Consider the following 20,600-nt stretch of genomic DNA (forward strand, 5'->3'; position numbering starts at 1 on the left):
CGGCGCCCGGACGGTCAGGTCGCGGTGGGCTCGGGACGGCGCGGCGCCGCGCCGCCCGGCGCGTCCGTCCCGGCCGGGGCGGGCGCGAAGCCCTTCGCGGTCGCGAACACGACCAGCACCAGGAGCGTCGGGACGGCGAACGCGAGCCGCAGGCCGTGGTCCGCGCTCAGCGGCTCCACGGCCCCGACCACGGCGGCGCCCAGGACGAACCCGACGTAGTTGAAGATGTTGACGCGCGCCACGGCGACGCCGAGGCCCGTCGGGTCGACCCGTCCGGCGGCCGTGAACGACACCGGCGCGATCACGCTGAGGCCCAGCCCGGCGACGGCGAACGCCGCGATCGCGACCGGCGCGTTCGGCGCCGCGACCACGCCCGCCATCCCGACGAGGCCCACCACGCCGCCCAGGCGCACCACCGGAACCGCCCCGGAGCGGCGCACCGCCAGGTCGGCGACCGCCCGGCTGACCACCATCGCGACCTGGTAGGCGACGTAGCCGAGCGGCGCCACCCAGTCCGACCCGCCCAGCTCGTCGTCGAGGTACTTCGCGCCGTAGTTGGAGATCGCCGAGTCGGCCAGGTACGCCACCGCCATCGCCGCGCCCACCACCAGGATCGGCCGCCACGGCACCCGCCGTCCGGCGGCCTTCAGCTCCGCGGCGGACGGCCCGTCGCCCTCCTCCGCGCGCCGGTACAGCCCGTGCCCGGTGGCCAGCGACCCCGCGATCCCGACGGCGGCGGCGATGCCGAACCCCGCGGACAGCGGCAGGTCGACGCCGTTGGCCAGCGACGCCCACAGCCCCCCGAGGATCCCCGCGACGCTCCACACCGCGTAGAACCCGGTGATCAGGCTCATCCCGTACCGGCGCTCCACCGCGACGGCCTGCGCGTTCATCGACGCGTCCACCGCGCCGACGAACAGGCCGAACAGCGCGACCGCCGCGTACAGCGCGAGATCGTTGTCGCCGGTCAGGCCGATCAGCACGATCGTCAGGGCCACCGCCGGCTGCGACACCCGCAGCACGGGCCCGCTGCCGACCCGGCGGAACAGCGCGCCGGACGCGACGCTGCCCACGCCCGCGACCAGCGGCACCATCAGCAGCACCAGCGACAGCGTCGCGTCGCTCAGCCGGTGCGCGTCCTGGATCCGCGGGACCTGCGTCACCAGCGACGCGAAGCACAGCCCCTGGACGGCGAACGCGGTGTAGGCCGACGCGCGCGCCCGGCGATCCCTGGTGTCCATGCGGCCCCGCTAACGTGAGGAAGATTCGCGTCAGCGTAGAGAGCGGGGAACCCGTCAGTCAATGAGGCGGCGGCGCATCCCCCGCACCGCGATCGTCCACATCAGCGCCGCGAACGCCGCCAGCACCGCCAGATGCCCGAGGTCCGCCAGCGGCCGGATCCCGAACACCATGTGCCGGACCAACTGCACGCAGTGGTACAGCGGGTTCAGCTTCGACGCCGTCTCCGCCCACGCCGGCAGCGCGTCCACCGGGAAGAACGTCCCCGCGATCAGGAACAGCGGCGTCACCACCCCCGTGATCACGTAGTCGAACGAGTTGATCGACGGCACCACCGACGACGTCCACATCCCGAACAGGCCGAAACCGAGGGCCGTGAAGAACGTCGCGACCGGCACCAGCAGCATCCCGAACGACGGGTCCAGGCCGAAGAACAGCGCCACGATCAGCGGCGTGCACGAGTACACCGCCGACTTCGCCGCGATCCACGACGCCTCCGCGGTGACCAGTTCGTGCACGTCCACCGGCGCCGCCAGCATCGCGTCGTAGGTGTGCTGGAACACCCGCCGGATGTAGCCGTTGAACATCCCCGGGAACACCGACGTGAACAGCGCCGCCGTCCCCACCACGCCCGTCGCCACGAAGTCCAGGTACCGGTAGTCGCCGATCACCGCGACCATCGACCCGAACCCGTAGCCGAAGCACAGCAGGAAGAACGTCGGCTCCACCATCGACGCGAACGACTGCGACGTCCAGTACCGCTTGAACAGCGCCAGCTCGTGCCGCCACACACCCCGGACCGGCGCCATCTCGAACCGGCGCAGCCGCTCCGCCTGCGCGCCGCTCATTCCACGCTCTCCCCGGTCAGCACCACGAACACGTCCTCCAGGTTGGCCGCACGGCGGACGCCGTCCGCGCCCAGCTCGTCCGCCAGCGACGGCGCGATCGTCTCGGCCTTCAGCACCGACACCGACGGCCCCGTCCGCCGCGTCGGCAGCCCCGCGCCCCGCGCGAGCCGCTCCACCTCCGCCAGCCGGTCCGGCGGCCCGTAGTGCTCCACCACCCGCTCGCCCGCGTACTCGCCGACCAGCTCCGCCGGCGTCCCCCGCGCGATCACCCGGCCGTGCGACATCAGCGCGCACTCGTCCGCCAGCCGCTCGGCCTCCTCGATGTAGTGCGTCGACATCAGCACCGTCGTGCCCTGCGCCCGCAACCCGTCGATCAGCCCCCACAGCTCCGCCCGCACCTGCGGGTCGAGCCCCACCGTCGGCTCGTCCAGCAGCACCAGCCGCGGCCGGTGCACCAGCCCCCGCGCGATCAGCAGCCGCCGCCGCATCCCGCCCGACAGATCGTCCACCTTCGTCCCCTGGCGCTCCGTCAGGTGCGCGATCGCCAGCGCGTCGTCGACCGCCCCGCGCCGCTCCTTGCGCGGCACCCGGTACAGGTGCGCGAACACCTCCAGGTTCTCCCGGGCCGTCAGCTCCTCGTCGAGGTTGTCCTGCTGCGGGACGACCCCCATCGCGGCCCGCGCGCGCTTGGACTCCCGCGGCACCGGGAACCCCAGCACCTCGATCGTCCCCTCCGTCGGCACCGCCTGCGCCGTGAGCATCTTCATCGTCGTCGACTTCCCGGCCCCGTTCGGGCCGAGCAGCCCCAGGCAAATGCCGGACGGCACCTCCAGATCGAGCCCGTCCACGGCGGTGAAGCCCCCGAACCGCTTCACGACCCCCCGCAGGCTGATCGCCGCCGCCGACCCGGCGCCGACCTCCTCCGGTGCACGTTGCAAGGTCATAGAGCAACCCTAAGTAGTGACGCGGACAAATCCCCACCCGTTTTCCGCGGCCCCCGCCGCTCCGCCCGTTAACCTCTAGGGGTGGACATCCCCTCCCGCCCGGCCGCCGAACAGGCGACGCGCGTCCGCGACCTGCGCGCGTCCGACGCCGACCGGGAACGCGTCGCCGCCGTCCTCGGCGAGGCCCTCGCGGACGGCCGCCTCACCATGGCCGAGCACTCCGAACGCACCGCCGCCGCCTACGCCGCCCGCACCCTCGGCGAACTCACCGGCCTCACGGGCGACCTCTCCCCCGAGGAGGCCCAGCCGATCCTCGTGGACGACCGCCCCGTCTCCGTCGTGTTCGGCCGCACCCGCCGCGAAGGCCGCTGGGTCGTCCCCGTCAAACTCCCGCTCGTCGCGCTCTTCGGCACCGTCGAACTCGATCTCCGCGAAGCCGTCCTGCAGCGCCGCCACATCGTCCTCGACTCGCTCGTCCTTGCGGGCCGCGTCCGCCTGCTCGTCCCCGACGGCGTCCGCGTCGACGTCACCGGCCGCACGATCCTCAGCCCCCGCGAGGTCCGCACCCGCCCCGCCCCCGACGGCCCCACCATCGAGGTAGCGGGCACGATGCTGTTCGGCTCCGTCCGCGCCCGCGCCCCCAAGCGCACGCTCCGCCAACGCGTCCGAGCCCGCCTAACCCGCGACTGACCCCCCACCCCACCCCGTCCGTCGACCGCCCGGCCCGCCCGCGCGCCGCCCGGCCCCGCGACCGCCCGGCCCCGCCCGCGCGCACCGTGCCGCGCACATCCGGCCCCCGCGCGTTCCCACCGCGAGTGCAGGGCCGTGCCGTGCGTGTGCCGGGCCGTGCGCGTCCGGTCACACGTGTCCCTGCCCGGCCGTGCCGTCCGCGTGTGCCTGGCCCCTCTGGTGTGCCTGGCCCCTGTGTGTCCGGGCTCCCCGTGCGGGCGGTGAAAAAGCGGCCCGGCCTGCGAGCCGTTGGGCGAGCAGGCCGGGCCTTGTGCCTCAGACCGCAGAGTCGAAGTTGATCGCGCTGTAGGCCCGCAGCTTCGACAGCTTGTGCTCGCTCGAGACGGTGCGGATCGTGCCGCTGCGGGAGCGCATCACGAGGGAGTGCGTGATCGCGGTGCCCTTGTCGTAGCGGACGCCGTCGACGAGCTCGCCGTCGGTGATGCCCGTGGCGGCGAAGAAGACGTCGTCGGACGTGACGAGGTCGTCGGTGGTCAGGACGCGGCGGAGGTCGTGGCCCGCGTCGATCGCCTTCTGGCGCTCCTCGTCGTCCTTCGGCCACAGGCGGCCCTGGATCACGCCGCCGAGCGCCTTGATCGCGCAGGCGGCGATGATGCCCTCGGGGGTGCCGCCGATGCCGAGGAGGAGGTCGACGCCGGTGCCGGGGCGGGACGCCATGATCGCACCGGCCACGTCGCCGTCCATGATGAACTTGATGCGCGCGCCCGCCTCGCGGACCTCCTTGACGATGCCCTCGTGCCGCGGACGGTCCAGGATGCAGACGGTCACGTCGTTCGGCGCCGAGCCCTTCGCGCGGGCGATCGCGCGGATGTTGTCGCCGATCGGGCGCTCGATGTCGACGACGTCGGCGGCCTCGGGCCCGGTGACGAGCTTCTCCATGTAGAACACGGCGGACGGGTCGAACATCGACCCGCGCGGCGCGACGGAGAGGACGGCGATCGCGTTGCTCATGCCGAGGGCGGTGAGGCGGGTGCCGTCGACCGGGTCCACCGCGACGTCGCACTCGGCGCCGCCGCCGTCCCCGACCTCCTCGCCGTTGTAGAGCATCGGGGCGTTGTCCTTCTCGCCCTCGCCGATCACGACGACGCCCTTCATGGACACGGTGTTGATCAGCTGGCGCATGGCGTTGACGGCGGCGCCGTCGGCACCGTTCTTGTCCCCGCGCCCCACCCAGCGGGCGGCGGCCATGGCGGCGGCCTCGGTCACCCGGACCAGTTCCATCGCCAGGTTGCGGTCGGGCGCCGCCGGATCGGTCGTCAGCGGGGAGGAGACGGTGGTTTCATCGGACATGTCGCGGCGGCCCTTTCGGTCGATGGTCACTCGGATTCTCCGTTGGCCGACGCCGGGCCACAAATTGGACCAGACCAGCCGGAGTCCGGAGCGAACCGGCACCGGGAATCGGACGGTCCTCCGGGCAAGGGATCGTTTCCCACCGGGAGAGGGCGTAATCTCAGGGCTCATGAGCAGCGACATCGACGTTCCCTCCGGCGAGGTGACACAGAACGGCGCCGCCGGGACGCCCGCGCGGACGTCCGACCGGGGGGCCGCGACGCGCGGGGCCCTGCTGGCCGCGGCGCGGGACGTCTTCTGCGAGTCAGGGTTCGCGCAGGCCGCGGTGACCGACATCGTCGCGAAGGCCGGGGCCAGCGTCGGCAGCCTGTACCACCACTTCAACGGCAAGGCCGACCTGTACCTGACGCTGTTCGAGGAGTTCCAGGTCAGGCAGCAGGAGCGCACCCGCAAGGCGATCAACGCGGTGCGGGAGGCCGGGGAGACCGACCCGATGCGGCAGTTCATCGCCGGCGCGGGCGCCTACCTCGACGGCTGCCTGGAGGAGCGGGACGTCTCGCGGCTGTTCATCTCCGGGGACGGCCCGCCCGGGTTCGACCGCGCGATGCGGCAGCGGCTCGGCAAGTGGGCCCGCCGGAACGCGGCGCTGTTCCACACCGCGGACGGCGGCGTGGACGAGGCGCTGGTGATGGTGCTGACGGGCGCGATGGCGGGCGCGGTGTCCGACATCTCACTGATGGAGGACGAGGACGCCGCGCGGCGGCTCGCCGCCGAGATCATGGGGATCGTCGGCACGATCCGGAACCCGCGTACCGCACCCCCTGTCTAGAGCAGCCGGAACCGTAGGGGATCCTGAAAGGGTGACCGACAAGACCCCTGACACCGTTACCGAGGCGGCTCCTTCCGGACAGGAGCCGATCCCGGTCAGCCCGGGCGTGCACAAGCGGCTGACCACCGGGATCGGCGGTTTCTCGCTGGCGATGGGCGCGTCGCTGATCCTGGCGCTGATGATCTACGTCGTCACGCCCCGGGCGGACGAGCAGATCCTGCCGACCGTCGACTACGGCTCGCAGCTGTGGGTGATGCGCAACGACGCCCCGTTCACCGTGCGGGCCCCCGAGGGACTGCCCGCGGGGTGGCGCCCGACGAGCTCGCGGGTCCACGGCCTGGACGGCGGGGGCGGCGAGCCGGTCGCGTGGCACCTGGGGTTCGTGACGCCGAACGACCATTACGCGGCGCTCGAGCAGAGCAACGAGAAGGCGTCCGAGTACGTCCCGCGGATGACCAACAGCAGCAAGCCGCTGGGGACGATGCAGGTCGCCGGGCACACGTGGCAGAAGTACCACCGGGCGGACAAGGAGGCGAACTCGCTGGCGCGGACGCTGCCGGGCGGGGTGAGCCTCGTGGTGACCGGGACCGCGCCCTACGAGGAGCTGGCGGTGCTGGCCGGGTCGCTGAAGGAGCAGCCGAAGGGCGGCGGGCTGAACGCGTCGAGCCCCGCCTCGCCGAGCGCGTCCGCCGGCACCCCCTGACGTCAGAACGGCGCGCCGGTGTCGCCGTCCTCGGGCTGCGCCATCGCGGCGGCGAGCCGGGCGCGGGCGCCCTCCAGCCACTCCTCGCAGAGCGCGGCGAGCTTCTCGCCGCGCTCCCACAGCGCGAGCGACTCCTCCAGGGTGAGCCCGCCGGCCTCCAGCCGCTTCACCACGTCGGCCAGCTCGTCGCGGGCCTGCTCGTACGAGGGCCTGGGCGCCCTCTCCTCGTGCTCCGACACCCGCCCCACCCTAGTCGTCGAGGGGACCCGCGGCGGTCACCCCGAGCCGTCCGGACGCGACGCGCACCGTGAGGTCCTCGCCGGCCCGCACGGACGCGGCGTCCCGCACGACGGCGCCGTCCTCCCGCTGGACGATCGCGTACCCGCGGTCCAGCGTCGCGGCGGGGGAGAGGGCGAGGAGGCGGGCCCGGGTGTGCGACAGCTCGTCGCCGGACCGGTCGAGCGCGCCGGACAGGCACCGCCGGGCCCGGTCGCGCAGGGCGGTGACCTGCTCGGACTGCCGTTCGATCTCCCGCACCGGGTCGGCCAGCGCGGGCCGCGACCGGACGGACTTCAGCCACGCGAGCTCGCGTTCCACGCCGCCCGCGAGGCACCGGCGCCCCCGGTCGCGGAGCTGCCGGACGAGCTGGAGCTGCTCGCGGACGTCCGGGACGGTCTTCTTCGCCGCGTCGGTCGGGGTGGAGGCGCGGACGTCGGCGACGAGGTCGAGCAGCGGCGTGTCCTGCTCGTGGCCGATGGCGCTGACGACCGGGGTGCGGGCCGCCGAGACCGCGCGGACCAGGGCCTCGTCGGAGAACGGCAGCAGGTCTTCCATGGCGCCCCCGCCGCGCGCGATGATGATCACATCGATCTCGGGATCGGCGTCCAGCGCGCGCAGCGCCGCCATCACCTCGCCGACCGCGTAGGAGCCCTGCACGGCGGTGTTCTCCACGCGGAACGCGACCGCGGGCCAGCGGCGCCGCGCGTTCTGCAGGACGTCGTGCTCGGCGTCGGATTCGCGCCCGCAGATGAGCCCGATCCGGCCGGGCAGGAACGGCAGCGGCCGCTTGCGCTCGGGGCGGAACAGCCCCTCGGCGGCCAGGGTCTTCTTGAGGCGTTCCAGCCGGGCCAGCAGCTCGCCGACGCCGACGGGCCGGATCTCCAGCACGCTGAGCGAGAAGGTGCCCCGGTTGATCCAGAAGTCCGGTTTGGCGTGGACGACGACGCGCGCGCCGTCGGTGACCGCGGGGCCCGCCGCCTCGACGACGCCGCGCTGCCCGACGAGCCGCACCGACATGTTCGCCACCGGGTCGCGCAGCGTCATGTAGACGGTGCCGCCGCGGGCGTTCAGGTCGGTGATCTGCCCTTCGACCCAGATGCGGCCCAGCTTGCCGATCCAGCCGCCGACCGCCTGCAGGACCGTCCGCACCGGAACCGGGGATTCGGCCGTCGTCTCCATCGCCATGCCCGGCAGCCTATTGCGTGTGACGCGGGGGACACGCTCCGTCCCTTCAAAAGTTAGCCCAGCTAACTTAGTCTGGCTAAGTATTATCGAGGAGAGACCGTGACCGTTCCCGAACGCGAGCTCGCCGAGCAGCTGAACCTGCGGCTCCGGCACGTCGTGCTGATGCTGCGCCGCGCGACCGCCGACCAGCCGGTCACCGCCCAGCAGCTGTCCGTGCTCGGCTCCCTGGAGCACGGGCCGCGGCGGATGACCGAGCTGGCCGCCGAGCACGGCGTCCGGCTGCCGACGATGACCGCGCAGATCAACCGGCTGGAACGCGACGGGCTCGTGGAGCGCGGCCGGGACGGCTCGGACGCCCGCGTCGTCACCGCCCGGCTCACCCCGACCGGACGGGACGTCCTCACGGACGGGCGCGAGCGCCGGATCGGCTACCTGGCGGAACGGTTCGCGGACCTGACCGGCGAGGAGCGCGCGGCCGTCGCCGCGGCCCTGCCCGCCCTCGACAAGCTCTTCTCGGCCGGTTGACCTTCGCCCCCGCCTAAGGGCGGGGGATTCCACGGGTCGCCCCGTGGGTTTCCTGCTTCGTCGCCGACCGCCCCGTCCGGGAGGACTCCCGTTGAGGTCTTACACCAGCTCCACAGGCCGACACCGCCAGCCCGGCGGCCACAATGTTGCGCGCGGCGTTGACGTCCCGATCGTGCCGGGCACCACACCCACCGCACTTCCACTCCCTCACATCGAGGGGCATGTCCTTCTGGAGGGTCCCACATGCCGAGCATGTCTTGGACGAGGGGAACCACCGGTCGATCACCACGAGTTCACGGCCGTACCAGTCGGCCTTGTACTCCAGCATCGCCCGCAGCTCCCGCCAGCCCGCGTCCGAGATCGCACGCGCCAGCGAGTGGTTCTTGACCATGTTGCGGACGTTCAGGTCCTCGATCACGACCACTTGGTTCTCGTGGACGAGCCGGGACGACAGCTTGTGCAGGAAATCGTGCCGGCGGTCGGCGATCCGCGCGTGGACGCGGGCGACCTTCCGCTTGGCCTTCTCCCGGTTGGCCGACCCCTTCTGCTTGCGCGCCAGATTCTTCTGCGCGCTGGCGAGGCGTTCACGGTCGTGGCGCTCGTGCCGGGGGTTGGCGACCTTCTCCCCGGTCGACAGCGTGACCAGCGAGGTCACCCCGGCGTCCACACCGACGGCCGTGTCGACGGGATCGAGGCGGGTGATCGTGTCTTCGCACAGGATGGAGACGAACCATCGCCCGGCCGCGTCTCTGGATACCGTCACCGTGGACGGCTCGGCGCCCTCCGGTAGCGGACGCGACCACACGATCGTCAGGGGGCCGCTCATCTTCGCGAGCGTGAGTTCGCCGTCGCGCCACTTGAACGCCGACCGGGTGTACTCCGCCGACGCCCTGGACTTCTTCTTGGCCTTGAAACGCGGGTACTTCGCGCGCTTGTCGAAGAACGCTGCGAACGCGGCCTGCAGGTGTCGCAGTGCCTGCTGCAGCGGGACCGACGACACCTCGTTCAGGAACGCCAGCTCGTCGGTCTTCTTCCACGCCGTGAGCGCCGCCGAGGTGTCGACGTAGGTCATGCGGCGCTGCTGCGTGTACCAGGCGCGGGTGCGTTCCTCCAGTGCCCGGTTGTAGACCAGCCGCGCGCAACCGAACGTGCGGGCGAGCTCGGCCGCTTGCCCGTCGATGGGGTAGAAGCGGTACTTGAACGCCCGCTTCACCGTGCACGCCATGCCTTGCAATTTAACGATGCCGATGTGGGGGCGCAGGCGGTTTGGCGGAATCGGCAGGAGGAGAACGGCCCGGGAGGCTCGCCTCCCGGGCCGTTCTCGCTACGGCGTCAGCCTTGGCCGTTCAGCTTGGCGATGCGGCGCTCGTACATCTTGATGACGTCCTCACGGCCCGCGTGGTTCCGCTCGTACTCGCGCAGGAGCTTCACCTGCTCCACCGACAGCCCGCGTAGGCGCGCGCGCAGCTGCGGCAGGGTCGCCTCGTCGTAGTTCGGCACCGGCAGGCTCTCGGCGACGTGCTCGGCCTCGCTCTGCGCGGCCGGGCGCGACTCGGGACGCGGCGCGAACTCGTCCGCGGGCTTCGCCTTCGGCTCGGCGGCCTTGGGCTCGGCGGCCTTGGGCTCGGTGGCCTTGGGCTCGGCGGGCTCGGGCGCCGGAGCGTCGGGCGCCGCGGTCTCGGCGAGCTTCGGCGCCGGCCCGTCCGCGGGGACGGGCGGGGCCGCGGGCTCGGCCTGCGGCGCGGGCTCCGGGCGCGGCTCCGACGGCCGCGGCGACGGCGCCGGCTTCGCCACCGGCCCGTCCGACGCGCCCGGCTTGCCGACCGAGATCTCCTTGTCCGGCCCGCGCCGCGCGGCGGCGCCGTCCTCGCGCGCCGCCGACGGGCGCGACGGCCGCGCCGGACGGGTGCGCCGGGGCCGGACGGGCTCCGGCTCGGGCTCGGGCTCGGCCTGCTCGCCGCCGCGGACGCGCTCCACCACGGTGCCGACGACCTTCTCCGCGGTGTGCTGGACGTCGTGGCGGAGCCGCCCGATCACCGGCTTCACGCCGCCGCCCTCGGTGATCTCCTTGTAGTCGCGGGTCACGCGGTCGCCGAGCAGCAGCGCCCGGCCGACACCGAACATGGCCAGCCGGACGGCGTGCAGCGGGAGGTCGCGGACCTGCTCGCCCACCGTGTCCTGAACCTGCTGCTTGAGGCGGCGCGGCGATCTCGTCATGGTCTTTTCCTCTTCCTGCCGTCCTTATCAGGGAACTCGGGAGCACACGTACGGTCGTCGAATCTCACTCTGCCCCATGGGTGCGATCACGGTCACCCCGGGTTAATGTCTTTCTGTCCAAAAACGGCGTGCCGTCGGTCACAACCTGACCGGAACCCTTGCGCCCCGGGGCCTCCGCCGTCCTCGCGGGGCCTCTCCCCGCCGGGCGCGGGGCCCGGGCGGCGACTCGTACGATGGGGGCATGACCGCCAACACCCAGCCCGCGGGAACCCGGGGCCGCGTCCTGCTCGCCAAGCCGCGTGGATACTGCGCCGGCGTCGACCGGGCCGTGCAGACGGTCGAGATCGCCCTCGAGCAGTACGGGGCCCCGATCTACGTCCGCAAGCAGATCGTCCACAACGTCCACGTGGTGAAGACGCTGGAGGAACGCGGCGCGATCTTCGTGGACGAGACCGAGGAGGTCCCCGAGGGGTCGATCGTGGTCTTCTCCGCGCACGGCGTCGCGCCGGTCGTCCACGAGGAGGCCCGCAAGCTGGACCTGCGTACCATCGACGCCACGTGCCCGCTGGTCACGAAGGTGCACAAGGAGGCCGTCCGGTTCGCCGCGCAGGACTACGACATCCTCCTCATCGGCCACGAGGGGCACGAGGAGGTCATCGGCACCTCCGGCGAGGCGCCCGACCACATCCACCTGGTCGACGGGCCCGAGGACGTCGCGAACGTGCGGGTCCGCGACCCCGAGCGGGTCGCGTGGCTGTCGCAGACCACCCTCTCGGTCGACGAGACCGTCGCCACCGTCGAGAAGCTCCGCGAGCGGTTCCCCAAGCTGATGGACCCGCCGTCCGACGACATCTGCTACGCCACCCAGAACCGGCAGACCGCCGTGAAGGAGATGGCCGCGCAGTCTCAGCTCGTCATCGTGGTCGGCTCCACCAACTCCTCGAACTCCGTGCGGCTCGTCGAGGTCGCCAAGGAGCACGGCGCGGACGACGCCCACCTCGTCGACTACGCCGAGCAGATCGACCCCGCGTGGCTCGACGGCGTCACCACCGTCGGCGTGACGAGCGGCGCGTCCGTCCCGGACGAGCTCGTCCAGGGCGTCCTGGCCTGGCTCGCCGAGCGCGGCTACGGCGAGGCCGAGGAGATCGAGTCCGTCGAGGAGCACATGCGCTTCTCCCTGCCGAAGGAACTCCGCAAGGACCTGCGCATCACGCCCGTCTGACGCCACGGGTCAGTCCGCGTCTCCATGCCGCGGCGCGCGTGCGGCGGGGGAGGACGGGGACTCGTCCCACCGGACCGGGTTCTCGTTCTCCTCCTCCTCGAACAGCCGGACGCCCGCGAGCTTGTCGCGCAGCTCCCGCACGTTCGTCAGGAGCCCGCGCGGCAGCGTGATCAGCAGCACCAGCAGCGTGCCGAGGAACAGCCACGGCGCGGTCCCCGCCAGGGCGGTCAGCACCCCGACGGCGACGCCGCGCAGCAGCGACCCCTGCCCGATCGTGGTGACGAACACCGCGATCAGGGTGGCCAGGAAGAACACCACCGGCGGGCTGACCGCCAGCGCCAGCAGGTCCGCCGGACGGGTGGCTAGCGCGGCGAGGACGCAGCCCACCGTGAAGCCGCCCCCGGCGAGCAGCGGCATGTCGAGCCAGCGCGACAGCAACCCGCACAGCACGGCCGTCCCGAACACCACGACGATGCCGCCGCGTCCGGTCAGCGTCACCGGGCCGGTCGGCGCCGCCGCACGGGACCCGGACGAGCGGGCGCCGGACGCGCGCGACCGCCGCTGCGGGCCGCCGCGGCCCCGCCGCCGTCCCGTCCCGCGGTGCGTCGGCGGCGTGTCCTCGGGAGCGTCGCGTGCCGTCGATGTGCTCATTGCCACCTCTCTCGCCGATCGCTCTGCTCGGGGACGGCCCAGGTGCCGTACGGCGGGGAGCCCCCGCGCGTAGCGTCGTCCTCGTCCCGCGCGTCCTGCTCCTGTGGGGCTTCGGCCCGGGGAACATCGGCCCGGGGGACATCGTCGCGCGAATCGCCGCCGTACGGGGCCTCGCCGTTCGGAACCCCGGTGTTCGTACCCCCGCCGTACGGTTCGTCGTGCCCGTTGAGTTCCGCCGCCGAAAGCGCGCGCGGGCTCTCCTCCACCGGCCGGGGGCCGTCCAGGGAACCGTCGACGACGCCAAGGTCGTTCAGACGCCGCGCGCTGACGAGCACCCGTGTCTCCAGCGACCCGACCGTCCGGTTGTAGGACTTCACCGCGCCGGTGAGCGCGCGGCCCAGTTCGTCTACGTGCTGCCCCATCGTGCTCAGCCGTTCGTACAGTTCTTTGCCGAGATCGAACACCGCCCGCGCGTTGCGGGAAAGCGCGGCCTGCTGCCACGCGTACGACGCCGTCCGCAGCATCGTGATGAGGGTCGTGGGGGTGGCGATGTGGACGCGGCGCCGCATCGCGTACTCCAGCAGTTCGGGATCGCGGTCCAGCGCGGGCGCCAGGAACGCCTCGCCCGGGATGAACAGGACCACGAACTCCGGTGCCGGGCTGAACGCCTGCCAGTACGATTTCGCGGCCAGCCGGTCGACGTGGTCGCGCAGGTGGCGGGCGTGCGCGTCGAGCCGCACCGGGTCGCCGCTCTCGGCGGCCTGCAGGTACGCGGCCAGCGACACCTTCGAGTCGACGACGATGTTCTTGCCGCCGGCGAGCCGCACGACCAGGTCGGGCCGCACCGTCCCGTCCCGTGTCACCGCGCTCGCCTGCTCGTCGAAGTCGCAGTGGTGCGTCATGCCCGCGAGCTCCACGACCCGCCGCAGCTGCAGCTCGCCCCAGCGTCCCCGCGCCTCCGGCCGCTGCAGCGCCCGCACCAGCGTCCGCGTCTCGCGGCCGAGCTGCTCGGAGCTCTGCCGCACGAAGTCGACCTGCTTGGCGAGCATCGCGTGCGACTCGCGGCGGCCCGTCTCCACCTCGCGGAGCTGCTCCTCGACCTTGGCGAGCGTCTCCCGCAGCGGCCCGACCAGGTGCTCGACCGCCTGCTGCCGCCGCTCCAGCTCGCCCGCCGCCTCGGCCCCCGCCGCCTTCAGCCGCGCGTCGGCCAGTTCCAGGAAGCGGGCGTTGCTGGCGTCCAGCGCGCGCGCCGACAGGTTCTCGAAATGCTCGGCCATCCGCTCCTCGGCGTAGGCGAGCTTCTCCTCCGCCGCGCGCGCCCGGGCGATCAGCGCGCCCTGCCGTCCCATGGCCAGGGCCCATCCGGCGACGGCGCCGAAGGCGGCCCCGACGACGAGGCCGGCGAGCAGCGCGAGGTCCATCCGTTCATCGTGACAGCGCGGCCGCGAACCGCGACCGCGACGCGCCGGTAAGGGCGGCACGGCGGACAATCGGCGCACTGCCGACGATCGCCGGGCCGGCGCGCGCGGACGGACGCGCGGGCGGGCGCACGGACGGGTCCGTCCGGGCTCGTAAACTTGACGGCCGTGAGCCTCTCCATCGGAATCGTCGGGCTGCCCAACGTCGGCAAGTCCACCCTGTTCAACGCGCTGACCAAGAACGACGCGCTGGCCGCCAACTACCCGTTCGCGACCATCGAGCCCAACGTCGGCGTGGTCGGGGTGCCCGATCCGCGGCTGGCCGCGCTCGCCGAGATGTTCGGTTCGGCGAAGACCATCCCCGCGACGATGGAGTTCGTCGACATCGCGGGCATCGTCAAGGGCGCGTCCGAGGGCCAGGGCCTCGGCAACAAGTTCCTCGCCAACATCCGCGAGACGAACGCGATCTGCCAGGTCATCCGTGCCTTCGAGGACCCCGACGTCACGCACGTGGACGGCGAGGTCGCCCCGTCCCGCGACATCGACACGATCAACACCGAGCTGATCCTGGCCGACCTGCAGACCATCGAGAAGGCCCTGCCGCGCCTCGAGAAGGAGGCCCGGACCAAGAAGGACAAGAACCAGCTCGCCGTCGTCGACGCCGTCACCGCCGCGCAGAAGCTCCTCAACGAAGGCGTCACGCTCTTCGCCGGCGCCGACAAGGCGGGGATCGACCTAGCGCTGCTGCGCGAGCTGCACCTCCTCACCGCCAAGCCGTTCCTCTACGTCTTCAACCTGGACGAGGGCGAGCTGACGGACGAGTCCCTGCGCACCCGCCTGCGCGACCTCGTCGCCCCCGCCGAGGCGATCTTCCTCGACGCCAAGATCGAGGCCGAGCTGATCGAGCTGCCCGACGACGAGGCCCTCGAACTGCTGCAGGGCATGGGGCAGGAGGAGTCGGGCCTGTCCCAGCTCGTCCGCATCGGGTTCGCCACGCTCGGCCTGCAGACCTACCTCACCGCGGGCCCGAAGGAGTCGCGCGCGTGGACGATCCGCACGGGCGCCACCGCGCCCGAGGCCGCGGGCGTCATCCACACCGACTTCCAGCGCGGCTTCATCAAGGCCGAGATCGTCTCCTTCGACGACCTGACCGCCGCGGGCTCCATGGCCGCCGCCCGGACCGCCGGCAAGGTCCGCATGGAGGGCAAGGAGTACGTCATGCAGGACGGCGACGTGGTGGAGTTCCGCTTCAACGTCTGAGCCGGCCGTCAGGAAGCCCCGGACGGCCGACAGGGCGGCGACGACGCGCGGCGGACCCGGACGTCCACCGAGGACGTCGGCAAAACGTGTGACTCACGACGCTTGTCCTGTTGTGCCCCCGACGCACCGATCGGAGGTCGGGATAGGGGATCGTCACCGTTTGGCAATCCTTCCCGTTCCTGCTGAGGTGGATCGCATTATCCACAACCGCGTGCCGGGGCTGTGCTTCGCTCGGATGCGCTGGAACAATTGACGCTCGTGGTTACGCTGGGCCCGGGGTGGGTTCGGAAAGGACCACCGCGCAACATCTGGACCAGGCAATCAGAGCGCGCCGACCTTGGGGCGAGGCGCGAGCGGAGGCAGGATGGCTCGCAGGTCGGCCGTGAAACGCGGCCGTGACACCGCCGTGGTCGACGAGACCGCGGCGCCGGGTCTGTCCGTCGACCCGTGGGAGGTTCCCGACGACCGGGGCCGCGGCGGCCCGCGCGGCGGCCGCTGGTCCGGATCCGGCGGCCGCTGGTGGGTCTGGACGGGCCGCGCCGTCCTCTGGGCGCTGATCATCGTCATCCTCGTCAACGGCGTCCGCGCCCCCTTCGAGCGCTTCACCGCCGCGGAGGACCCCGCGACGACCGCCGAGCCCAAGCCGTCCCCCGAACGCGCCCAGTTCCCGACCAGCGCCGCCGGGGCATTCGCCCTGCAGTTCGCCAACGTCTATCTGAATTACAACCAGGAGAACGCCGCGGACCGCCAGGCCCAATTGCGGACGTTCCTGCCCGAGGGCGCCGACCCGCAATTCGGCTGGAACGGCACCGGAACGCTGCAGGTCCAGTCCGTGCAGGTCGCGGGCGTGCAGGCGCGCGACGCGCGCAACGCCACCGTCACCCTGCTCGCCCGCACCGGCGACAAGTGGCTGCGCCTCGCCGTCCCCGTCTACGCGAACGACTCCGGCGCGCTCGTCGTCGCCGCTCGTCCCGCACTGCTCCCCCCGCCCGCCAAGGCCGCACTGCCGCAGCAGGAGCCCGCGCCGCGCGACACCCCCCTCGAGGGCGAACTCCAGCCCATCCTCCTGACGTTCTTCCAGGCGTACGCGCGCAGCGACACCACCGCCCTCTCCCGGTTCGCCGCGGGCAGCCCCATCAGCGGACTCGCCGGCTCGGTCGAGTTCCTCCGCGTCGCCGAGGTCGTCGCGCCGCAGGGCGCCGCCGGCGCCCGCACCGTCACCGCGAGCGTCGTCTGGCGCGTCGCCGGCGGCGAACTCGAGCAGGCCTACGAACTCGACATGGTGCGCAAGGACGCGACCTGGTACGTCAAGGACATCCGCGGCACCACCGACCCCGACCCGTCATGAGAGGCCGCGAGATGAACACGCACCCGTCCCCCCACGCCGAACCAGGAAGGTAAGTCGATGCTGCACCACCTCATGGCGTCGATTCCGCCCGAGATCCTGGCGGCGCCCGACGACTCCTTCGATCCGGACGGGCTCGCCAGCTGGCTCCGGGGATTCTTCGGCCCGCTCTTCCTCGTCACCGTCTCCATCGTGGCGATCTTCTTCCTGTTCACCCGTGAGATCACCCGGTTCGCGCAGTTCATCGTGCTGGCGATCGGCATCGCCATCGTCTTCTACGTGCCCCAGATCATCGAGACCGCTGCCAAGGCGATCGCCACCGCACTGGGAGTGGACGGCAGCTGACCCGGAGACCGTGCTCGCATCCGTAGGGGAGTAGGGGCGTGGATCTACCCACGTACACGAACATCTGGCGCATCGAGAAGCGGTTGTACAAGCTGTACGACCTGCGGCTCCCCATGCCGCTGCCGCTCGTCCAGATCGGCGTGTTCCTCGGCGTGTTCGTGCCCTGGATCGTCATGCTGCAACTCGTCGGCGTCCCCTTCGAGTCCCCGTGGCACGTCATCTACATCGTCCCGCCCGGCGTCCTCACCTGGCTCGCGACCCGCCCCGTCATCGAGGGCAAGCGCCTCACCGAGCTGCTCCTCTCGCAGGGCCGCTACCTCGCCGAACCCCGCACCTGGTGCCGCCTCACCCCCATCCGCGAACCCCGCGAAGTCGTCATCGTCGCCCGCGTCTGGCGCCGTCCCGGCGCCCCCGCCCCGGCCCCCGAACGCGTCGCCGTCAAGTCCCGCCGCAGGCCCGCCCCGGCCGCCGAGGCCCCCGCGACCCCCGAGGTCCCGGCGCCCCGCCTCGAGGTGCCCCCCGCGACGCCCCGCTTGGAGGGCGCGCCCGGCAACGGCAAGCGCGGCCTCGTGTCCGGCGTCCGCCGCCCGGGCGCCCCCGGCTTCGCCACCGCGATGGCCCCCGCCGAAGAGCCGCGGCCCTCCCCGCCCCAGGCCCCCGCGGCCGCCCAGGCCGGGCCCGCGCCGGGCGAGACGTCGGCCGCCGCGCCCGGCGGCGAACCCGGGGACAAGAAGGTCGCCGGCCCCGTCCCGACGCGCCCCGACATCCCCATGGTCCCCGGCGCGTTCGGCGCCCCCGAACCCCTCGTCAACGAGGCCCAGCCGCGCCACCCCGGCACCCCCGCCCCCCAGCCCCCCGACCGCCGCGTGGCACCGGCACCGGAGCGCCCCCGGCCGCCGCAGGGCGAGCGTCCCGATACGGCGGACACCATGCCCGTCCGCTCGCCCCAGGCCCGTCCGCCCGCACCCGCCGCCCCGCAGGCCCAGCCACCCGCGCCCGTCCGCCCGTCGGCGCCGCCGCAGACGCACCCGTCCGACCCGGCCTGGCCGACCGAGCCCGCGCGCCCGGCCGCAGCGGAGCAGCGGGTCGCACCGGGTACCCAAGCACCCGAGAGCGAGCGCCCCACCGCGCAGCCACCGCAGGAGGGCGTGCCCGCCGCTGGCCGCTCCCGTCCCGCAGAGGCCGCGCCCGGCCCTGCCGCGCCCGTCCGTCCGGCCGTCCCGCCGCAGAGCGAGCGCGCCGCCACGGGGCAGCATCCGACGGCGCCGCAGGAGCAGGCTCCGGCCCCCGGCCGGCCGGCTGCCCCGCAGGCGTCCAGCGCGCCGTCGGACGAGCCGCCGTCGCAGAGCGGCCCGCCCGAGCCTGTTCGTCCGGCCGCCGCGGAGCAGCGGGTTGCACCAGGCGCTCAAGTGCCGCAACCCGCGCGTCCCGCCGCGCAGGCGCAGACTCCGCAGGAGGACGCGCCCGTCGCCGGGCGCCCCGCAGAGGCCGCGCCCGAAACGCGTCCCGTCGCGCAGGCGGGTGGGCAGGCTCCGCAGGAGGACACGCCCGTCGCCGGACGCCCCGGTCTCGCAGAGACCGTGCCCGAGCATGCGTCGTCCGAGCAGCCGTCCGCGCCCGTCCCTCCAGCCGTTCCGCCGCAGGAGCAGGCTTCGGCCCCCGGCCGGTCGGCTGCCTCGCAGGCGTCCAGTGCGCCGTCGGACGAGCCGTCACCGCAGGGTCGCCCGCCCGAGCCTGTTCGTCCGGCTGCTTCGGAGCAGTGGGTCGCGCCGGGGGCTCAAGTGCCGGAGAGCGAGCGCCCCGCCGCGCAGGCTCCGCAGGATGATGCGCCCGACGTTGGCCGCTCTCGTCCGGCAGGCGCCGTGCCCGAGCGCGCGTCGTCCGAGCAGCCGTCCGCGCCCGTTCCGGCGCGGAGCGAGAGCCCTGACGCCGCGGGTGAGCATCGGCAGCCGGGGGCGTCTCAGGAGCAGTCGGCCGCGCCGACGCGGCCGGTGCCTCAAGCGGAGCCGGGTCAGCCGGCCGCCGCCTCGGCCGGCGAGTCGGCGCCTGTGCGGCCCGCGGCGTTCGGGGAGGCGCGGCGGACGCGTCCCGAGCCGGTGCCGGACGAGCGGGGCGGCGGGGTGCCGCCGGCGCCGCGGACGTTCGGGCGGGCTCCGGTCCCCGAGGACGTGCAGGACGGGGCCGGACGGGCGCCCGCGCCGGGGCACCAGGTGCCCGCGGCGTCGCAGCAGGGCTGGCCGCCCGCGCCGGAGCCGGAGGAGGCGGAGGCGCCGCGGCTCGAGGCGCCGCGGCCGTGGTCGAAGGGGCTGTCGAAGCCGGCGCGGCCGGCGGCGACGGACGCGCAGATGTGGCCGCCGGTGCCCGAGCCCGGAGTGCCGCAGGACGAGGAACCGCCGCCGCGGGACGTCCGGTCGGGGCCGCAGTCGCCGGTGCGGCCGAGGCCGCTGCCGCCGCCGCCCGCGCCGCCGCCGTCGGGTCCGGCGATCACGCCGCCGGGGCCGGAGCACGAGGTGAGCGCCGGCGGGCTGCGGCGGCTGTTCCAGGCCGTCGGCGGCGGGCACGGCGACGTGGACGCCGAGTACCAGCTGCGGCTCCAGCAGCCGTTCCGCGGGACGCGGCACGTGGTGGTGCTCGGGTGCACCGGGGGCGCCGGGCAGACGGTCACGGCGCTGATGCTCGGGCACACGTTCGCGCAGCACAACGCCGAGCCCGTCGTGGCGATCGACGTGAACCCGGGGCCGGGCGCGCTGGCGCGGCGGACGCGCAGCGAGACGAACGAGACGCTGACCGGGCTCATCACCCGCGCGGACCAGGTCGGCAGCCTGACGGCGATGCGGCGGTACACGTCGCAGGCGAAGTCGGGCCTCGACGTGATCGCGGCGGGCAAGAACCCGCTGCAGGCCCTCGACGACCGCGACTACGCGCTGGCGATCCGGACGATCGACCGGTTCTACTCCGTGACCCTGCTGGACACGGCGGCGGCGGTGGTGGCGCGGGTGCTGCCGTACGCCGACCAGCTGGTGCTGGTGGCGCCGGCGAGCGCGGACGCGCCGCGGGCGGTGGCGATGACGTACGAGTGGCTGGACGGCCACGGGTACGAGGAGCTGCGGTCGCGGGCCGTCACGGTGATCAATGGGGTGAGTCGCCGCAGCATGGACGACGTCGAGCAGGCGGAGGCCGTGGCGCGCGGCCGGTGCCGGGCCCTCGTGCGGATTCCGTGGGACGATCACCTCAGCATGGACCGCGCGCCGCGCAACGAGCTGAAGTCGTTGCGCGCCCCGACGCGGCGTGCCTATCTTGCCCTCGCCGGCGTGGTCGCCGGCGGGTTCGGCGTCGTGCCCGAGCGTTACCAGGAGCTTCACCAGGAGCAGGAGGCCACCCGATGAGCGCCCCGCGCGGGCATCGAGCGGAGACCGCCATGAGCCGGGCATTCCTGGCGGGGGCGACTGACGTTGCTGACCGCCCGGACCAAGAACACTCTCTCCGGCATCCCTCCGCGAGACGGCGCGGATCGGGAGAATCAGTCGGTGGGACCGAGGTCGGGAGGGCG

The 20,600-nt window shown here is 73.4% G+C and carries 19 protein-coding genes; 9 read left to right on the plus strand and 10 right to left on the minus strand.

Translation table 11 applies throughout. The features are described 5' to 3' along the window. Positions 1-14: 14 nt before the first annotated feature. Genes AB0L25_RS09460 through AB0L25_RS09470 form a run of 3 tightly spaced genes read right to left on the minus strand, consistent with a single transcriptional unit; the run spans position 15 to position 3,031 of the window. Positions 15-1,241, minus strand: a complete 1,227-nt coding sequence (locus tag AB0L25_RS09460; protein ID WP_500170296.1) for an MFS transporter — start codon at positions 1,239-1,241, stop codon at positions 15-17. Positions 1,242-1,295: 54 nt separating this feature from the next. Continuing rightward, entirely contained in the window at positions 1,296-2,087 is a 792-nt protein-coding gene (locus AB0L25_RS09465; protein WP_500170297.1) for an ABC transporter permease, read from the minus strand. After that, positions 2,084-3,031 (minus strand): ABC transporter ATP-binding protein, encoded by a 948-nt coding sequence (locus AB0L25_RS09470; protein ID WP_500170299.1) that lies wholly within the window; start codon positions 3,029-3,031, stop codon positions 2,084-2,086. Before AB0L25_RS09470 ends, AB0L25_RS09465 begins: the two co-directional genes overlap by 4 nt. Before the next feature lie 81 nt (positions 3,032-3,112). On the opposite strand from AB0L25_RS09470, the gene AB0L25_RS09475 reads away from it, so the two are divergent. Further along, entirely contained in the window at positions 3,113-3,721 is a 609-nt protein-coding gene (locus tag AB0L25_RS09475; RefSeq protein WP_500170300.1) for a DUF1707 SHOCT-like domain-containing protein, read from the plus strand. 315 nt (positions 3,722-4,036) lie between these two features. Here AB0L25_RS09475 and glpX read toward each other — a convergent pair whose 3' ends face one another. Beyond that, complete coding sequence (glpX, locus tag AB0L25_RS09480; RefSeq protein WP_500170595.1) at positions 4,037-5,071, minus strand: class II fructose-bisphosphatase; 1,035 nt, start codon at positions 5,069-5,071, stop codon at positions 4,037-4,039. Positions 5,072-5,240: 169 nt separating this feature from the next. Here glpX and AB0L25_RS09485 point away from each other — a divergent pair, with 169 nt between their 5' ends. Then, entirely contained in the window at positions 5,241-5,900 is a 660-nt protein-coding gene (locus tag AB0L25_RS09485) for a TetR/AcrR family transcriptional regulator (RefSeq protein ID WP_500170302.1), read from the plus strand. Positions 5,901-5,931: 31 nt separating this feature from the next. Then, entirely contained in the window at positions 5,932-6,603 is a 672-nt protein-coding gene (locus tag AB0L25_RS09490) for a DUF4245 domain-containing protein (RefSeq protein ID WP_500170303.1), read from the plus strand. 2 nt (positions 6,604-6,605) lie between these two features. Here AB0L25_RS09490 and AB0L25_RS09495 read toward each other — a convergent pair whose 3' ends face one another. Beyond that, positions 6,606-6,842 carry an exodeoxyribonuclease VII small subunit gene (locus tag AB0L25_RS09495; protein ID WP_500170305.1) on the minus strand — a complete coding sequence of 79 codons (237 nt, stop codon included), beginning with the start codon at positions 6,840-6,842 and terminating at the stop codon, positions 6,606-6,608. A gap of 10 nt (positions 6,843-6,852) precedes the next feature. Then, positions 6,853-8,067: an exodeoxyribonuclease VII large subunit gene (xseA, locus tag AB0L25_RS09500; RefSeq protein ID WP_500170307.1), complete on the minus strand. Its 1,215-nt coding sequence runs from the start codon at positions 8,065-8,067 to the stop codon at positions 6,853-6,855. A 99-nt stretch (positions 8,068-8,166) separates the two neighbouring features. On the opposite strand from xseA, the gene AB0L25_RS09505 reads away from it, so the two are divergent. After that, positions 8,167-8,592 carry a MarR family winged helix-turn-helix transcriptional regulator gene (locus tag AB0L25_RS09505; protein ID WP_500170309.1) on the plus strand — a complete coding sequence of 142 codons (426 nt, stop codon included), beginning with the start codon at positions 8,167-8,169 and terminating at the stop codon, positions 8,590-8,592. A 13-nt stretch (positions 8,593-8,605) separates the two neighbouring features. Here the strand turns inward: AB0L25_RS09505 and AB0L25_RS09510 are convergent, their stop codons facing one another. Next, positions 8,606-9,817 (minus strand): RNA-guided endonuclease InsQ/TnpB family protein, encoded by a 1,212-nt coding sequence (locus tag AB0L25_RS09510; protein WP_500170310.1) that lies wholly within the window; start codon positions 9,815-9,817, stop codon positions 8,606-8,608. Between the two features lie 107 nt (positions 9,818-9,924). After that, positions 9,925-10,809 (minus strand): DUF8129 domain-containing protein, encoded by an 885-nt coding sequence (locus AB0L25_RS09515; RefSeq protein ID WP_500170312.1) that lies wholly within the window; start codon positions 10,807-10,809, stop codon positions 9,925-9,927. A gap of 241 nt (positions 10,810-11,050) precedes the next feature. Here AB0L25_RS09515 and AB0L25_RS09520 point away from each other — a divergent pair, with 241 nt between their 5' ends. Then, positions 11,051-12,031 carry a 4-hydroxy-3-methylbut-2-enyl diphosphate reductase gene (locus tag AB0L25_RS09520; protein ID WP_500170313.1) on the plus strand — a complete coding sequence of 327 codons (981 nt, stop codon included), beginning with the start codon at positions 11,051-11,053 and terminating at the stop codon, positions 12,029-12,031. Between the two features lie 9 nt (positions 12,032-12,040). Here AB0L25_RS09520 and AB0L25_RS09525 read toward each other — a convergent pair whose 3' ends face one another. Both AB0L25_RS09525 and AB0L25_RS09530 read right to left on the minus strand, forming a co-directional pair. Beyond that, the gene (locus AB0L25_RS09525; RefSeq protein ID WP_500170314.1) at positions 12,041-12,682 is read right to left on the minus strand and encodes a DUF6542 domain-containing protein; all 642 of its coding nucleotides are present in this window, start codon (positions 12,680-12,682) and stop codon (positions 12,041-12,043) included. Beyond that, positions 12,679-14,103 carry a DNA recombination protein RmuC gene (locus AB0L25_RS09530; protein WP_500170316.1) on the minus strand — a complete coding sequence of 475 codons (1,425 nt, stop codon included), beginning with the start codon at positions 14,101-14,103 and terminating at the stop codon, positions 12,679-12,681. The genes AB0L25_RS09525 and AB0L25_RS09530 overlap by 4 nt, the downstream gene beginning before the upstream one ends. Positions 14,104-14,268: 165 nt before the next feature. Here AB0L25_RS09530 and ychF point away from each other — a divergent pair, with 165 nt between their 5' ends. The 4 genes from ychF (at position 14,269) to AB0L25_RS09550 (ending at position 20,436) form a co-directional block, all read left to right on the plus strand. Further along, positions 14,269-15,360: a redox-regulated ATPase YchF gene (gene ychF, locus AB0L25_RS09535; protein ID WP_500170317.1), complete on the plus strand. Its 1,092-nt coding sequence runs from the start codon at positions 14,269-14,271 to the stop codon at positions 15,358-15,360. 364 nt (positions 15,361-15,724) lie between these two features. Continuing rightward, on the plus strand, positions 15,725-16,708 hold the full coding sequence (locus AB0L25_RS09540) for a conjugal transfer protein (RefSeq protein WP_500170319.1): 984 nt from the start codon (positions 15,725-15,727) through the stop codon (positions 16,706-16,708). Between the two features lie 57 nt (positions 16,709-16,765). Beyond that, entirely contained in the window at positions 16,766-17,050 is a 285-nt protein-coding gene (locus AB0L25_RS09545; protein ID WP_026402157.1) for a hypothetical protein, read from the plus strand. A gap of 38 nt (positions 17,051-17,088) precedes the next feature. Next, positions 17,089-20,436 (plus strand): TcpE family conjugal transfer membrane protein, encoded by a 3,348-nt coding sequence (locus AB0L25_RS09550; protein ID WP_500170321.1) that lies wholly within the window; start codon positions 17,089-17,091, stop codon positions 20,434-20,436. Positions 20,437-20,600: the final 164 nt, after the last annotated feature.

The organism is Spirillospora sp. NPDC052242, assembly GCF_040679555.1.
In the GTDB taxonomy this organism is placed as follows: Bacteria; Actinomycetota; Actinomycetes; order Streptosporangiales; family Streptosporangiaceae; genus Spirillospora.

Excerpts from the sequence above, each read along its gene's own strand:
- AB0L25_RS09485 (WP_500170302.1), top strand. The coding sequence starts at position 5,241 with ATGAGCAGCGACATCGACGTTCCCTCCGGCGAGGTGACACAGAACGGC.
- AB0L25_RS09465 (WP_500170297.1), bottom strand. The coding sequence starts at position 2,087 with ATGAGCGGCGCGCAGGCGGAGCGGCTGCGCCGGTTCGAGATGGCGCCG.
- AB0L25_RS09525 (WP_500170314.1), bottom strand. The coding sequence starts at position 12,682 with ATGAGCACATCGACGGCACGCGACGCTCCCGAGGACACGCCGCCGACG.
- AB0L25_RS09510 (WP_500170310.1), bottom strand. The coding sequence starts at position 9,817 with ATGGCGTGCACGGTGAAGCGGGCGTTCAAGTACCGCTTCTACCCCATC.
- glpX (WP_500170595.1), bottom strand. The coding sequence starts at position 5,071 with ATGTCCGATGAAACCACCGTCTCCTCCCCGCTGACGACCGATCCGGCG.
- AB0L25_RS09515 (WP_500170312.1), bottom strand. The coding sequence starts at position 10,809 with ATGACGAGATCGCCGCGCCGCCTCAAGCAGCAGGTTCAGGACACGGTG.
- AB0L25_RS09540 (WP_500170319.1), top strand. The coding sequence starts at position 15,725 with ATGGCTCGCAGGTCGGCCGTGAAACGCGGCCGTGACACCGCCGTGGTC.
- AB0L25_RS09460 (WP_500170296.1), bottom strand. The coding sequence starts at position 1,241 with ATGGACACCAGGGATCGCCGGGCGCGCGCGTCGGCCTACACCGCGTTC.
- xseA (WP_500170307.1), bottom strand. The coding sequence starts at position 8,067 with ATGGCGATGGAGACGACGGCCGAATCCCCGGTTCCGGTGCGGACGGTC.
- AB0L25_RS09470 (WP_500170299.1), bottom strand. The coding sequence starts at position 3,031 with ATGACCTTGCAACGTGCACCGGAGGAGGTCGGCGCCGGGTCGGCGGCG.
- AB0L25_RS09545 (WP_026402157.1), top strand. The coding sequence starts at position 16,766 with ATGCTGCACCACCTCATGGCGTCGATTCCGCCCGAGATCCTGGCGGCG.
- AB0L25_RS09520 (WP_500170313.1), top strand. The coding sequence starts at position 11,051 with ATGACCGCCAACACCCAGCCCGCGGGAACCCGGGGCCGCGTCCTGCTC.
- AB0L25_RS09530 (WP_500170316.1), bottom strand. The coding sequence starts at position 14,103 with ATGGACCTCGCGCTGCTCGCCGGCCTCGTCGTCGGGGCCGCCTTCGGC.